Annotated in this window: 20 protein-coding genes; all 20 read right to left on the reverse strand. The window is 37.6% G+C overall.

Features of this window, described 5'->3' with window-relative positions:
• Position 1 precedes the first annotated feature (1 nt).
• The 20 genes from QUE18_RS12065 to QUE18_RS12160 all read right to left on the reverse strand — a co-directional run bounded on the left by QUE18_RS12065 (position 2) and on the right by QUE18_RS12160 (position 12,158).
• Complete coding sequence (locus QUE18_RS12065; RefSeq protein ID WP_008393366.1) at positions 2–811, reverse strand: energy-coupling factor transporter transmembrane component T family protein; 810 nt, start codon at positions 809–811, stop codon at positions 2–4.
• Position 812: 1 nt separating this feature from the next.
• Positions 813–1,673 (reverse strand): energy-coupling factor transporter ATPase, encoded by an 861-nt coding sequence (locus tag QUE18_RS12070; RefSeq protein WP_009203729.1) that lies wholly within the window; start codon positions 1,671–1,673, stop codon positions 813–815.
• Positions 1,658–2,509 carry an energy-coupling factor transporter ATPase gene (locus tag QUE18_RS12075; RefSeq protein WP_008393368.1) on the reverse strand — a complete coding sequence of 284 codons (852 nt, stop codon included), beginning with the start codon at positions 2,507–2,509 and terminating at the stop codon, positions 1,658–1,660. Before QUE18_RS12075 ends, QUE18_RS12070 begins: the two co-directional genes overlap by 16 nt.
• Positions 2,510–2,654: 145 nt before the next feature.
• A complete protein-coding gene (locus QUE18_RS12080) occupies positions 2,655–3,191 on the reverse strand; it encodes a bL17 family ribosomal protein (protein WP_009203728.1) in 537 nt (178 codons plus the stop codon).
• A 65-nt stretch (positions 3,192–3,256) separates the two neighbouring features.
• A complete protein-coding gene (locus QUE18_RS12085; protein WP_008393371.1) occupies positions 3,257–4,213 on the reverse strand; it encodes a DNA-directed RNA polymerase subunit alpha in 957 nt (318 codons plus the stop codon).
• Positions 4,214–4,252: 39 nt separating this feature from the next.
• A complete protein-coding gene (gene rpsD / locus QUE18_RS12090; RefSeq protein ID WP_008393374.1) occupies positions 4,253–4,846 on the reverse strand; it encodes a 30S ribosomal protein S4 in 594 nt (197 codons plus the stop codon).
• A gap of 19 nt (positions 4,847–4,865) precedes the next feature.
• Positions 4,866–5,258 carry a 30S ribosomal protein S11 gene (gene rpsK, locus QUE18_RS12095; protein WP_008393375.1) on the reverse strand — a complete coding sequence of 131 codons (393 nt, stop codon included), beginning with the start codon at positions 5,256–5,258 and terminating at the stop codon, positions 4,866–4,868.
• A 122-nt stretch (positions 5,259–5,380) separates the two neighbouring features.
• The gene (gene rpsM, locus QUE18_RS12100; RefSeq protein ID WP_008393376.1) at positions 5,381–5,749 is read right to left on the reverse strand and encodes a 30S ribosomal protein S13; all 369 of its coding nucleotides are present in this window, start codon (positions 5,747–5,749) and stop codon (positions 5,381–5,383) included.
• 274 nt (positions 5,750–6,023) lie between these two features.
• On the reverse strand, positions 6,024–6,137 hold the full coding sequence (rpmJ, locus tag QUE18_RS12105; RefSeq protein WP_009203726.1) for a 50S ribosomal protein L36: 114 nt from the start codon (positions 6,135–6,137) through the stop codon (positions 6,024–6,026).
• Between the two features lie 98 nt (positions 6,138–6,235).
• Positions 6,236–6,454, reverse strand: a complete 219-nt coding sequence (infA, locus tag QUE18_RS12110; protein ID WP_008393377.1) for a translation initiation factor IF-1 — start codon at positions 6,452–6,454, stop codon at positions 6,236–6,238.
• A 10-nt stretch (positions 6,455–6,464) separates the two neighbouring features.
• Positions 6,465–7,220 carry a type I methionyl aminopeptidase gene (gene map, locus QUE18_RS12115; RefSeq protein WP_008393378.1) on the reverse strand — a complete coding sequence of 252 codons (756 nt, stop codon included), beginning with the start codon at positions 7,218–7,220 and terminating at the stop codon, positions 6,465–6,467.
• A 10-nt stretch (positions 7,221–7,230) separates the two neighbouring features.
• Positions 7,231–7,872 carry an adenylate kinase gene (locus tag QUE18_RS12120; protein ID WP_009264113.1) on the reverse strand — a complete coding sequence of 214 codons (642 nt, stop codon included), beginning with the start codon at positions 7,870–7,872 and terminating at the stop codon, positions 7,231–7,233.
• A gap of 152 nt (positions 7,873–8,024) precedes the next feature.
• Complete coding sequence (secY, locus tag QUE18_RS12125; protein ID WP_009203724.1) at positions 8,025–9,341, reverse strand: preprotein translocase subunit SecY; 1,317 nt, start codon at positions 9,339–9,341, stop codon at positions 8,025–8,027.
• A gap of 1 nt (position 9,342) precedes the next feature.
• On the reverse strand, positions 9,343–9,786 hold the full coding sequence (rplO, locus tag QUE18_RS12130) for a 50S ribosomal protein L15 (protein WP_008393382.1): 444 nt from the start codon (positions 9,784–9,786) through the stop codon (positions 9,343–9,345).
• Positions 9,787–9,813: 27 nt separating this feature from the next.
• Positions 9,814–9,996: a 50S ribosomal protein L30 gene (rpmD, locus tag QUE18_RS12135; RefSeq protein ID WP_008393384.1), complete on the reverse strand. Its 183-nt coding sequence runs from the start codon at positions 9,994–9,996 to the stop codon at positions 9,814–9,816.
• A gap of 13 nt (positions 9,997–10,009) precedes the next feature.
• A complete protein-coding gene (gene rpsE, locus QUE18_RS12140) occupies positions 10,010–10,519 on the reverse strand; it encodes a 30S ribosomal protein S5 (RefSeq protein ID WP_008393385.1) in 510 nt (169 codons plus the stop codon).
• Positions 10,520–10,533: 14 nt separating this feature from the next.
• Positions 10,534–10,902 carry a 50S ribosomal protein L18 gene (gene rplR, locus QUE18_RS12145; protein ID WP_008393386.1) on the reverse strand — a complete coding sequence of 123 codons (369 nt, stop codon included), beginning with the start codon at positions 10,900–10,902 and terminating at the stop codon, positions 10,534–10,536.
• 14 nt (positions 10,903–10,916) lie between these two features.
• Complete coding sequence (gene rplF, locus QUE18_RS12150) at positions 10,917–11,459, reverse strand: 50S ribosomal protein L6 (RefSeq protein ID WP_008393387.1); 543 nt, start codon at positions 11,457–11,459, stop codon at positions 10,917–10,919.
• An 87-nt stretch (positions 11,460–11,546) separates the two neighbouring features.
• On the reverse strand, positions 11,547–11,948 hold the full coding sequence (rpsH, locus tag QUE18_RS12155) for a 30S ribosomal protein S8 (RefSeq protein WP_008393388.1): 402 nt from the start codon (positions 11,946–11,948) through the stop codon (positions 11,547–11,549).
• Positions 11,949–11,972: 24 nt separating this feature from the next.
• On the reverse strand, positions 11,973–12,158 hold the full coding sequence (locus QUE18_RS12160) for a type Z 30S ribosomal protein S14 (protein ID WP_008393389.1): 186 nt from the start codon (positions 12,156–12,158) through the stop codon (positions 11,973–11,975).
• Between the last annotated feature and the right edge of the window lie 14 nt (positions 12,159–12,172).

Below are 12,172 nucleotides of genomic sequence, written 5' to 3' on the forward strand. Positions count from 1 at the left end.
CTTACCTCCATGGACTGAAAAAGGATAAATAAATCATCACTGCTAAAAATACAAACAGGACGATATACGCTATTTTATCTCTTTTCTCGTATTTTAATGGTTTTAATTTAGTTCTTCCAACACCGCCATGGTAACAACGTGATTCCATTGCCATTGCAAGGTCATTTGCTCTTCGGATCGCTGCTACAAACAGTGGTACTATAATCGGAACCATGCTTTTTACTCGTTTTAAGAGACCTCCGGATTCAAAGTCGATTCCTCTGGCTGTCTGGGCTTTCATGATCTTTTCTAATTCTTCTGTTAAGATTGGAATAAATCTTAGTGCGATTGACATCATCATAGCAATCTCATGTACTGGTACTCCGACTTTATTTAAAAATCCCAGTGATTTGTCTAGTCCGTCTGTCAGTTCATTTGGTGTTGTTGTAAATGTCAGTAAAGACGTTCCTAATACCAGCATGATCAGACGGCTTCCCAGATAAATAGTTGTCCTGATCCCTTCTGCAGAAATTGATATGATCCAGAACTGGATCACTGGTTTTCCTGGAATAAATAACATATTGATCATTACAGAGAATAATAAGATCACTGCAATTGCTTTTAATCCTCTTAAAATATATTTTACAGGTACCTTTGAAATCTTGATCGTTATGATCAAAAATAATAGTGACATCACATAAGTTGCAGGTGCTTTATGCATAAATAATGTAATGACGTAGATCAAGACTGCAAATAATTTCACTCTCGGATCAAGTCTGTGGATCAGAGAGTCTTCTTTATAATATTGTCCAATTGTTATATCCTTGAGCATTTTATTTTCCTCTCAGTCCTTTTAGTCCTTCTAAAATTGCTTCTTTTGTTTCTTCTAATGTCAATAAATCCCTCTGGATTGGGAACCCTCTGTCTGCGAGTTCTTCACATACTTGACGATAAAACGGTACAGCAAGCCCTGCTTCTTCTAGTTCTTTCTTGTGAGAGAATACTTCTTTTTTATCTCCTTCATACATGACCTGTCCACCATTCATAACGATCACACACTGTGCATAATCTGCAACATCTTCCATACTGTGTGATACCAGAATGATCGTAATCTTCTTTTCTTCATGAAGTTTCTTTAACAGATTTAAGATCTGATCTTTTCCGACCGGATCAAGTCCTGCTGTTGGTTCATCCAAAATGAAATATTCTGGCTCCATTGCAAGAATCCCTGCGATTGCTACTCTTCGCTTCTGTCCGCCAGATAATTCAAATGGCGATTTTTGATATAATTTCTCTGGTAATCCAACATCTTTTAAACATTTGACAGCAATCTCTGTTGCTTCTTCTTTTGTCTTTCCAAAGTTCATTGGACCAAAACATACATCATCTAAAATCGTTGTCTCAAATAGCTGATGTTCTGGATACTGGAAACATATACCGACTTTTCCACGTAATTCTCGTAATGGGTATCCTTCTGAATATATATCTTCATCATCGAAATATATTGTTCCAGACGTTGGTTTGATCAATCCATTTAGATGCTGGATCAATGTTGATTTTCCAGAACCTGTGTGTCCGATCACTGCAATGAATTCTTCTTTTTTTATTTCTAAGTTTATATCTTTTAATGCGTAATTCTTCTTGCTAGAATTATCTTCATATGCGTAACTTACATGTTCTAAACGAATTGACATAATTCCTCCACCAGCTCTTCCTTTGTTGTTATCGTATCTGACAAGTTAACACCTTCTTTTTTTAGTTCCCATGCAAGTTCTGTTGCGTACGGAACTTCCAGACCTAATGTTTTCATCTCATCAACTCTTGAAAAGATCTCTTTTGGTTTTCCATCCATGACAATCTTTCCTTGATCCATCACGATGATACGATCTGCTAAGATTACTTCTTCCATATGATGTGTTACCATAAGGATCGTAATATTCTTTTCTTTATTCAATGCTTTCACAAGAGATAAAACATGTCTGCGGCCTTCTGGATCTAGCATGGCTGTTGGTTCGTCTAATACGATACATTCTGGTTCCATTGCCATGATCCCTGCGATCGCTACTCTCTGTTTCTGTCCGCCAGAAAGATGATTGGGACTTGCTTCTTTATATGCGATCATTCCCACACCTGTAAGAGCCGCTGTGATCCTTGTCCAGATATCTTTGGAAGCTATTCCGAGGTTTTCTGGACCGAAGGCTGTGTCTTCTTCTACCGTTGTTCCTACGATCTGGTTATCTGGATTCTGAAATACGATTCCTGCACTCTGTCTGACTTTTAAGAGGGTACTTTCATCTTTTGTATCCATTCCTTTGATATATACTGTGCCTTCTGTCGGCATCAAAAGTCCATTGATATGCTTCGCAAGCGATGATTTCCCAGAACCATTCTTTCCAAGGATTGCTACAAATTCACCTTTCTCAACATTGATATCAATATGATTGATTGCTGCAATCTCTTGCTTGTCTTCTTCTGTGTCTCCATAGGTCACATATTTGTGAACTAAGTCTTTTATTTTCAATATGGACATAATATTCTCCTATCTGATCCGTAATAAGGATAGTATACTATTTCCCATAAAAAAAGAAAAGTCTTATCCCAGTTGTTCCGGAATAAGACCTCTTTGTTGTTGTCGATTTGGAATTTAAATAATATAGTCAGTATTGAACTGTTGATTAAACTAATTCAAGTACTACTTTTAATGCTGCATCACCTTTACGCTGAGCAATCTTAACGATTCTTGTGTAACCACCGTTACGTTCAGCATATTTTGGTGCATACTCGTCGAATAACTTAGCTGTTAAATCAACTTTCTTTGTATTAGCTTTCTTACCAGCTGCTTCTGTAGGAACTTCTGTTACAGGATATAATACCTTTAACATCTGTCTTCTTGCATGTAAGCGGGATGGTAAATCTTTTTTGATTTCTTTCTGAACTGTTTCATAAACAGTAACTTTCTTACCATCTACAACTTCTTTCACGCGTTTTCCGTTTTCATCTTTCTTAGCAACTTTAGCGTCAACTGTAACTGTTTCAAAGTTGTCTTTTTCTTTTACAGCTAAAGCGATCAGTTTCTCAGCTACCTTGCGGATTTCTTTTGCTTTTGCTTCAGTTGTAACGATTTTTCCATGATGTAACAGATTTGTTACTTCTGCACGGATCAGTGCTTTTCTCTGGGAAGCTGTTCTTCCTAATTTTCTGTATTTTGCCATTATAATGACCTCCTGTGTTTTTTCGCCTTGCTTACTTATGCCTTCAGCCTAGGCGGGTCTGGTTTCTATTCTTCTCCTGAACTTAGGGATAATCCTAATTCACTTAACTTAGCTAAAACTTCTTCTAACGATTTACGTCCTAAGTTACGAACTTTCATCATATCTTCTGAAGTCTTATTAGTTAATTCTTCTACTGTATTGATGCCAGCTCTCTTTAAGCAATTGTATGAACGAACAGATAATTCTAATTCATCAATGCTCATTTCAAGAACTTTTTCTTTCTCGTCATCTTCTTTTTCTACCATAACTTCTGCTGTCTTGGCATTCTCAGAAAGATCTACAAATAAGTTTAAGTGCTCGCATAATACTTTCGCTGCTAAACTTACAGACTCATCTGGTGTTAGTGTTCCGTTTGTGAATACATCTAATGTTAATTTGTCATAATCTGTGATCTGACCTACACGAGTATTCTCAACCTTTAAGTTTACACGCTCAACTGGTGTGTAAATCGCATCAACTGCGATCTCATCGATTGCTTTTCCTTCTTTGTCTGCTTTGTCTGCGCCTACATATCCGCGTCCGTTTGTGATTGTAAGCTCCATATCCAGTTTGCTGCTGTCATCACTTAATGTTGCGATCACAAGCTCTGGATTTAAGATTTCGATATCACTGTCCGCTTTAATATCTCCGGCAGTTACTACACCCTTTCCTGAAAACTCAATATAAGCCTGCTTTGTTTCAGCGGATGAGCTGTTGTTTTTAATTGCCAGAGATTTGATATTCATGATGATCTCAGGTACATCTTCTTTAACCCCTGGGATGGAACTGAACTCATGCAGAACACCTTTGATCTTTACTGAACTTACTGCTGCACCTGGCAGAGAAGAAAGCATGATACGTCTTAAGGAATTACCTAAAGTTGTACCATAACCTCTTTCCAAAGGTTCCACAACAAAGCGTCCAAAACGGTTATCTTCTGAAATCTCATTAATCTCAATATTTGGTTTTTCAAATTCAAACATACGTGCCCTCCTTTTGGCTTAGGTTTAACTTGAGGGTTATTATTTAGAATATAACTCGACGATTAATGTTTCGTTAACTGGTACGTCGATCTCATCTCTTGATGGAAGTTCTTTTACAGTTCCTGTAAAGTTATCATGATCTGCTTCTAACCATGAAGGAATCATTCTTCCTTCTGTTACTTCTAAGATCTCTTTGTATCTTGGAGATGTTCTATGTTTTTCTTTGATTTCGATAACGTCCCCAGCTTTAACCTGGTAAGAAGGAATGTTAACCTGTTTTCCATTAACTAATACATGTTTATGGTCAACGATCTGTCTGCATTCTTTTCTTGTTCTTCCGTATCCTAAACGGAATAATACGTTATCTAAACGAAGCTCTAATAATGTCATCAGGTTTGTACCAGTCTGACCTTTCATTCTTTCTGCTTTTGCATAGTAGTTACGGAAAGGTTTTTCTAATACACCATAAATGAATTTAGCTTTCTGTTTTTCGCAAAGCTGAAGTCCGTATTCACTTTTCTTTCTGTTTGCTCTATTTAAACTTCTGTTTGATTTTTTATCAATTCCTAAAAAGACAGGATCTAAACCTAAGGATCTACATCTCTTTAAGACTGGAGTTCTATCTACTGCCATCTTTAATTATCCTCCTAAATTAGACTCTTCTACGTTTTGGTGGGCGACATCCATTATGTGGAACAGGTGTTACATCGCTGATGCTTGTAACTTCTAATCCTGCTGCTGATAAAGCACGGATTGCTGCTTCTCTTCCTGATCCTGGACCTTTAACCATTACATCTACTGATTTTAATCCATGCACTAATGCTGCTTTTGTTGCAGTTTCAGCTGCCATCTGAGCTGCATATGGTGTAGATTTTTTGGATCCTCTGAATCCTAATCCACCTGCACTTGCCCAAGAAAGAGCATTTCCCTGTGCATCTGTTAATGTAACGATTGTATTATTAAAAGATGACTGAATATGTGCCTGTCCGTGCTGTACATTCTTCTTTACACGTTTTTTTGCACTTTTCTTTGTAACTTTAGCCATAATTACGTATACCTTTCTTTCTTCATTTCAATTCCAAAAAGATTGCCTATACTGCAAATCTTATGCTATTCCTGACTGTCCATACAGCCGGGTGTGTCATAACACTACAAATTTAGTGTTTATTATTTCTTCTTGTTAGCTACTGTTTTCTTAGGACCTTTACGTGTTCTTGCGTTAGTTTTTGTTTTCTGTCCACGGCAAGGAAGTCCCTGTCTATGACGTTTTCCTCTGTAGCATCCAATTTCTTTTAATCTCTTAATGTTAAGAGCGATTTCTCTTCTTAAATCACCTTCTACAACCTGTGTATCGTTGATAACTGCACTGATTCTTTTAACTTCATCATCAGTTAAGTCGCGTACACGAGTATCAGGATCAACATTTGCCTCTGCCAAAATACGTTTTGCGCTTGAAAGACCGATTCCATAAATATAAGTAAGACCAATCTCTACACGCTTTTCTCTTGGTAAATCAACACCTGAAATACGAGCCATGTTTTTCTTTCCTCCAAAATAAATAATTACTTGTCTATTAAGGGCAATCCATATATCCGCAGTACGGTGAAATGATATATATGTCTCTTCCTCAAATTATCTTTCTATCTATAAATAATCAGTATGAGCGTACCTGTACTCATACTGCAGCCGCCTAAATTATGCGAGTGTATCTCTACACATCACAAAATACACCTCTAAACTGTTCTTGCAGTAAATAGGTGAATACACAACAAACCAAGGATTATTGCGATATTCTTATCGAACGTCGTAATTATCCCTGTCTCTGTTTGTGTTTTGGATTCTCACAGATTACTCTGACAGATCCTTTTCTCTTGATAACCTTGCATTTTTCGCAAATTGGTTTTACAGATGCTCTAACCTTCACTTGAATATCTCCTTTCAAAAAACGTTCGGGTATGATTATATCATCATATTCTGAATATTTCAAGACTTTTTCTAAATTTATTTATCTTTCCAAATAATTTATTTGTCTCTCCAAATAATTCTTCCTTTTGATAAATCATATGGTGATAATGCCAGTGTTACTTTGTCACCTGGTAAAATCTTGATGTAATTCATTCTAAGCTTTCCACTGATGTGAGCTAAAATTACGTGTCCACCTTCGATTTCTACCTTGAACATAGCGTTTGGTAACTTTTCTAACACTACTCCTTCAACTTCAATTGCTTCTGATTTTGCCATTTTATTCCTCCTATTCAGACAAAGTCAATATTTCACAACCATCTTCTGTGATGACGATCGTGTTTTCATAATGTGCAGCCAGACTTCCATCTTCAGTAACAACTGTCCAGTCATCGTCCAGCCAGACAACATCATAACTACCTTCATTTACCATTGGTTCAATGGCAAGCGTCATTCCTGGTCTTAATTTCATTCCTTTTCTTCTCTGTTTGAAGTTCGGAATCTGTGGATCTTCATGAAGATGTGTTCCAATTCCATGTCCCACTAAATCTCTGACTACAGAATAACCATTACTTTCTACATATTTCTGAATTGCTTCAGATATGTCAAACAAATGATTTCCTGGAACTGCAAGTTTGATTCCTTCAAAGAAACTTTGCTTTGTTACTTCGATCAGTCTCTTTGCTTCTTCGGAAATATTTCCAACCGCATGTGTTCTTGCTGCATCGGAATGATATCCTTCATGGATCAGTCCTGCATCCAGACTTACAATGTCTCCATCCTGTAAAATCCGGTCTTTGCTTGGAATACCATGTACGACTTCGTCATTGACAGATACACAGATGGATGCCGGATATCCATTATAGTTTAAGAAGTTTGGTACACATCCAAGATCTCTGATCGCTTTCTCTCCAAACTGGTCGATCTCTAATGTAGAAATTCCTGGTTTTACAAAATCAGCTAACTTGTTGTGAACCTCTTCTAACATCTTACCGGCTTCTCGCATAAGTTCGATTTCTTTTTTTGATTTGATCGTAACTGCCATGGTCTGCCTCTTATCCTAAAATAGATTTAATTTCTTCAAAAACAACTTTGATATCCTGTGTTCCATCGATCTCGTGTAAGCTTCCTGCTTCTTTATAGTGTGCGATCAGTGGAGCTGTCTGTTCATGATAAACATCCAGACGTTTTTTTACAGTTTCTGCTTTGTCGTCATCGCGAAGAATTAATTCTCCACCACATACGTCGCAGCAGTTTTCTTTCTTTGGAGGATTATACTGAACATGGAAGATTGCTCCACAGTCTTTGCAGGATCTTCTTCCTGACATTCTGTTGATGATATTTTCATCTGGAACTTCGATATCAATTGCAAATTCAATCTTCTCACCGTCTTTTGCAAGTGCTTCATCTAATGCATTTGCTTGTGGAATCGTTCTTGGAAATCCATCTAAAATATACCCTTTTTCACAATCATCTTTGTGGATACGATCAACAACAAGATCGCATACAAGTTCGTCTGGAACTAACAGTCCTTTGTCCATGTATTCCTGTGCTTTCTTTCCAAGCTCTGTTCCTTCTTTAATATTTGCTCTGAAAATATCACCTGTTGAGATGTGTGGAATATCGTACGCCTGTGCAATCTGTTTTGCCTGAGTACCTTTTCCAGCACCTGGAGCTCCTAACATAATAATTTTCATGACAAATCCTCCTTTTGTCTCTCTTTTATTTTTAGTTACCATACAATTTGTTTCCATACCATCGTTTTTAATGCCATTGGACTTTTGTGCTTATATAAAAACATTCCATATAAGCACAAAAAGCTGTAGTTGTCACTACAGCTTTCTTATAGTTACTCACTCAAAAAACCAGAATAGTTCTGTACTAACAACTGTGACTGGATCTGCTTGATCGTCTCAAGGATAACACCTACTACGATGATGATAGATGTTCCTCCAAATGAAACGCTTGCTCCAAATACTCCATTAAAGAAGAATGGAACAACTGCCACGATCGTTAGTCCTGCAGCACCTATAAATATAATATATTTTAATATTTTATTCAAATAATCTACTGTAGGTTTTCCCGGTCGGATTCCTGGGATAAATCCACCCTGTTTCTTCATATTGTTTGAAATCTCTAATGGATTAAATGTAATCGATGTATAGAAATAAGCAAACAGTACTACCAAAACAATATAGATCAATAAACCGATCGATCTTTTTGGATGGGATGCATCAAACCAGGTAGATGAGTTCAAACTTGTTAATGCTTTTCCAATGAATCCGTTATTCTCGTATTTTAAGACATTCTGCAGCATGATTGGGAACTGCATAATGGATGATGCAAAGATAATTGGGATTACACCTGCTGTGTTAACTTTCAGCGGAATCTTACTCTGCTGTCCACCAACAAGTTTTCTTCCCTGCATCTTCTTAGAATACTGTACTGGGATATGTCTTTCCGCATCTGATAAAACGATAACGAATACGACAACTGCCAGAACAACTCCTACGATCACACATCCTGCGATCAGAGCTGGCCCGATCTGTTTTCCCTTCATAAACTGATTATAAAGAGAAGTAAAATCTCCCGGCATTCCGGATACAATGTTTACGAGCAGGATAATGGAAATACCATTTCCAATTCCACTCTCTGTAATACGTTCTCCAAGCCACATAACCAGAACTGCACCTGCGGTTAAAGCAATGATCATTGTAACAATGGTAAACGTTGTATAATCGGTACCTAATGCACCTTGATTGGCAAATCCGATCGCAAGTCCTGCGCCTTCGATGATCGCAAGTACAACCGTTACATATCTTGTAATCTTTGCCATTCTTTTTCTTCCGTCTTCTCCATCTTTCTGCATCTCTTCAAGAGCTGGAATAACGATCGTCATCAGCTGCATGATGATGGAAGATGTGATATACGGAGTTACACTTAATGCAAATACTGACATCTGCATGAAGGAGCCTCCGGTAAAAGAGTTCAATAGGCTGAACGAATCGCCTAATGTACTCTTTAAATAGGCACTGATCTGTGCACTATCGATTTCCGGAATTGGTAGTTGTGATCCAAAACGTACAACAATAAGAATTAGTGTCGTAAATAATAGCTTCTTTCTTAATTGCTTGTTTTTAAAAGCGCTGACAACAGCGTTTGACATACTAGATCACCTCAGCTTTTCCTCCAAGTGCTTCGATCTTCTCTTTAGCACTAGCACTAAATGCATTTGCTTTTACATTTAATTTCTTTGTTAATTCACCGTTTCCTAAGATTTTAACTCCATCTCTAGGATTTTTAACGATTCCTGCTTCGATTAAAGCTTCTACAGATACTTCTGCTCCGTCTTCAAATCTTTCTAAAGCTGAAAGGTTGATACCAACGATTTCCTTAGAGTTTCTGCATTTGAAACCTCTCTTAGGAATACGTCTGTATAAAGGCATCTGTCCACCTTCGAATCCAGGTCTTACTCCACCACCTGAACGAGCTTTCTGTCCTTTATGTCCTTTACCTGCAGTTTTTCCATTTCCTGAACCATGTCCACGACCTCTTCTGAAAGCGTCGCTATGTTTAGATCCTTCTGCAGGGCGTAAGTTTGATAATTCCATTCCGTTACACCTCCTTGCCGAATATTATTAGATTTCTTCTACTTTAACTAAATGTTTCACCTGGTGAATCATTCCACGTGTTGCTGCGTTATCAGGCAGCTCAACTGTTTTGTGAAGTTTTTTAAGACCTAATGCTTCAACAGTTTTTTTGTGCTTTGGAATTGCACCAATTGTAGATTTTACTAATGTGATTTTTAATTTATCTGCCATTTCAAAATTCCTCCTATCCTAAGAGCTCTTCTACTGATTTTCCACGTAGTTTTGCTACCTGCTCTGGAGTTTTTAAGTTCTTTAATCCTTCGATTGTTGCTAATACAACATTCTGTTTGTTGTTAGAACCTAAAGATTTTGAACGGATGTTTTTATATCCTGCAAGTTCCAGAACGATACGGGAAGGTCCACCAGCGATGATACCAGTACCTTCTGGAGATGTTTTCAATAATACAGATGCTCCACCGAAGTTTCCTGTAAAGTCGTGTGGTGTTGTTCCTTTTTCATCGATTGGTACTTCAACAAGGCTCTTCATAGCTGCTTCTTTTCCTTTGCGGATCGCTTCTGGAATTTCAGCTGCTTTTCCTAATCCAGCACCAACATGACCATTTTTATCCCCTACTACAACCAGTGCTGCAAATCTCATGTTACGTCCACCTTTTACTACTTTAGTAACACGTTTGATGGATACAACTCTTTCTTCCAGCTCTAACTGACTAGGGTCAATAAGTGTATGCTTCATTTGACTTCCTCCTATTAGAATTTCAGACCAGCTTCACGAGCTGCATCTGCTAATGCTTCAATTTTACCATGATAAATAAATCCGCCTCTGTCAAAGACAACTTCTGTGATACCTTTTGCTAAAGCTCTTTCAGCGATTACTTTACCTAAGTAGCTAGCTGCGGCAACATCATTTGTTTTTTCCAGTTCTGCCTTTACGTCTTTCTGAGTTGTTGAAGCAGATACTAATGTATTTCCAACAGTGTCGTCAATAATCTGAGCGTACATATGATCATTACTTCTAAATACACTTAAGCGAGGTCTTTCGCTTGTTCCATTGATTCGATTACGAAGCTTGTAGTGTTTTTTCGCACGAATCTTGCTTCTTGATTCTTTTCTAATCATCCTATATCACTCCTTTATTTAGCCCCAGTTTTTCCAACTTTACGTCTGATAACTTCATCAGCATACTTAATACCTTTACCTTTGTAAGGTTCTGGTTTTCTAAGTTCTCTGATTTCAGCTGCGTACTGTCCAACTTTTTCTTTGTCGATACCTTTAACGATAATAATGTTCTGTCCGTCCATCTCTGTTTCGATTCCTTCTGGATCAGTCATAACTACCGGATGAGAGAAACCAAGGTTGAAAGTGATTTCTTTTCCCTTTTTCTGTGCTCTGTAACCAACACCGTTGATTTCAAGCTTCTTTTCGTATCCTTCAGATACACCTGTGATCATGTTTGCGATCAAAGATCTTGTAAGACCATGTAAAGATTTCATTTTCTTTAAGTCATTTGGTCTTGTTACGACAACCTGATTATCTTCCTGTTTGATTGTCATTTCTACTGGTAAACATTTTTCTAATGTTCCTTTAGGACCTTTTACAGTCACTTTGTTTCCTTCTTCAATCTTTACCTCTACTCCTGCAGGGATATCGATTGGTAATCTACCTATACGAGACATAGGTTACCTCCTTAAATTGTCGGAAGGGACAAGGGTGTGTCCCTTCTGTTTTCAGAATAGTGAATGCTGGTTAATGTACAGTAAATCTTACCATACAAAAGCTAACACTTCTCCACCCACGTTCTGTTTTCTTGCTTCTTTATCTGTTAACAGTCCTTTGTTTGTAGAGATGATCGCAATACCAAGTCCTCCTAATACTTTAGGAAGCTCTTCAGCCCCTGCGTATACTCTAAGCCCTGGTTTAGAGATTCTCTTAAGTCCTGTAATGATTTTTTCATTTTTATCAGCACCATATTTTAATGTGATTACGATTGTGCTGAAAGAACCTTCTTCTTTGATGTCATATGCTTTGATAAAACCTTCTTTTAATAAGATTTCTGCAATCGCTGTCTTCATCTTAGAAGCAGGAATTTCTACTGTATCATGTTTCGCAGTATTTGCATTACGGATTCTTGTAAGCATATCTGCAATAGGATCGCTCATTGTCATTTTCGTGTTCCTCCTTCCTTAATCTTACCAGCTTGCCTTCTTGACACCTGGAATCTGTCCTTTATATGCTAATTCACGGAAGCAAACTCTGCAGATACCATATTTTCTTAAATATGCATGTGGACGTCCGCAGATTCTGCAACGGCTATATTCTCTTGTTGAGAATTTTGCTTTTCTTTTCTGTTTTGCAACCATTGACTTCTTAGCCATGGGAACCCTCCTAA

Source organism: Anaerostipes hadrus ATCC 29173 = JCM 17467, assembly GCF_030296915.1.
Classification (GTDB): domain Bacteria; phylum Bacillota; class Clostridia; order Lachnospirales; family Lachnospiraceae; genus Anaerostipes; species Anaerostipes hadrus.

Coding starts and splice junctions, on each gene's coding strand:
- QUE18_RS12065 (WP_008393366.1), bottom strand. CDS start 811: ATGCTCAAGGATATAACAATTGGACAATATTATAAAGAAGACTCTCTG.
- QUE18_RS12070 (WP_009203729.1), bottom strand. CDS start 1,673: ATGTCAATTCGTTTAGAACATGTAAGTTACGCATATGAAGATAATTCT.
- QUE18_RS12075 (WP_008393368.1), bottom strand. CDS start 2,509: ATGTCCATATTGAAAATAAAAGACTTAGTTCACAAATATGTGACCTAT.
- QUE18_RS12080 (WP_009203728.1), bottom strand. CDS start 3,191: ATGGCAAAATACAGAAAATTAGGAAGAACAGCTTCCCAGAGAAAAGCA.
- QUE18_RS12085 (WP_008393371.1), bottom strand. CDS start 4,213: ATGTTTGAATTTGAAAAACCAAATATTGAGATTAATGAGATTTCAGAA.
- rpsD (WP_008393374.1), bottom strand. CDS start 4,846: ATGGCAGTAGATAGAACTCCAGTCTTAAAGAGATGTAGATCCTTAGGT.
- rpsK (WP_008393375.1), bottom strand. CDS start 5,258: ATGGCTAAAGTTACAAAGAAAAGTGCAAAAAAACGTGTAAAGAAGAAT.
- rpsM (WP_008393376.1), bottom strand. CDS start 5,749: ATGGCTCGTATTTCAGGTGTTGATTTACCAAGAGAAAAGCGTGTAGAG.
- infA (WP_008393377.1), bottom strand. CDS start 6,454: ATGGCAAAATCAGAAGCAATTGAAGTTGAAGGAGTAGTGTTAGAAAAG.
- map (WP_008393378.1), bottom strand. CDS start 7,220: ATGGCAGTTACGATCAAATCAAAAAAAGAAATCGAACTTATGCGAGAA.
- QUE18_RS12120 (WP_009264113.1), bottom strand. CDS start 7,872: ATGAAAATTATTATGTTAGGAGCTCCAGGTGCTGGAAAAGGTACTCAG.
- secY (WP_009203724.1), bottom strand. CDS start 9,341: ATGTCAAACGCTGTTGTCAGCGCTTTTAAAAACAAGCAATTAAGAAAG.
- rplO (WP_008393382.1), bottom strand. CDS start 9,786: ATGGAATTATCAAACTTACGCCCTGCAGAAGGATCTAAACATAGCGAC.
- rpmD (WP_008393384.1), bottom strand. CDS start 9,996: ATGGCAGATAAATTAAAAATCACATTAGTAAAATCTACAATTGGTGCA.
- rpsE (WP_008393385.1), bottom strand. CDS start 10,519: ATGAAGCATACACTTATTGACCCTAGTCAGTTAGAGCTGGAAGAAAGA.
- rplR (WP_008393386.1), bottom strand. CDS start 10,902: ATGATTAGAAAAGAATCAAGAAGCAAGATTCGTGCGAAAAAACACTAC.
- rplF (WP_008393387.1), bottom strand. CDS start 11,459: ATGTCTCGTATAGGTAGATTACCAATCGATATCCCTGCAGGAGTAGAG.
- rpsH (WP_008393388.1), bottom strand. CDS start 11,948: ATGACAATGAGCGATCCTATTGCAGATATGCTTACAAGAATCCGTAAT.
- QUE18_RS12160 (WP_008393389.1), bottom strand. CDS start 12,158: ATGGCTAAGAAGTCAATGGTTGCAAAACAGAAAAGAAAAGCAAAATTC.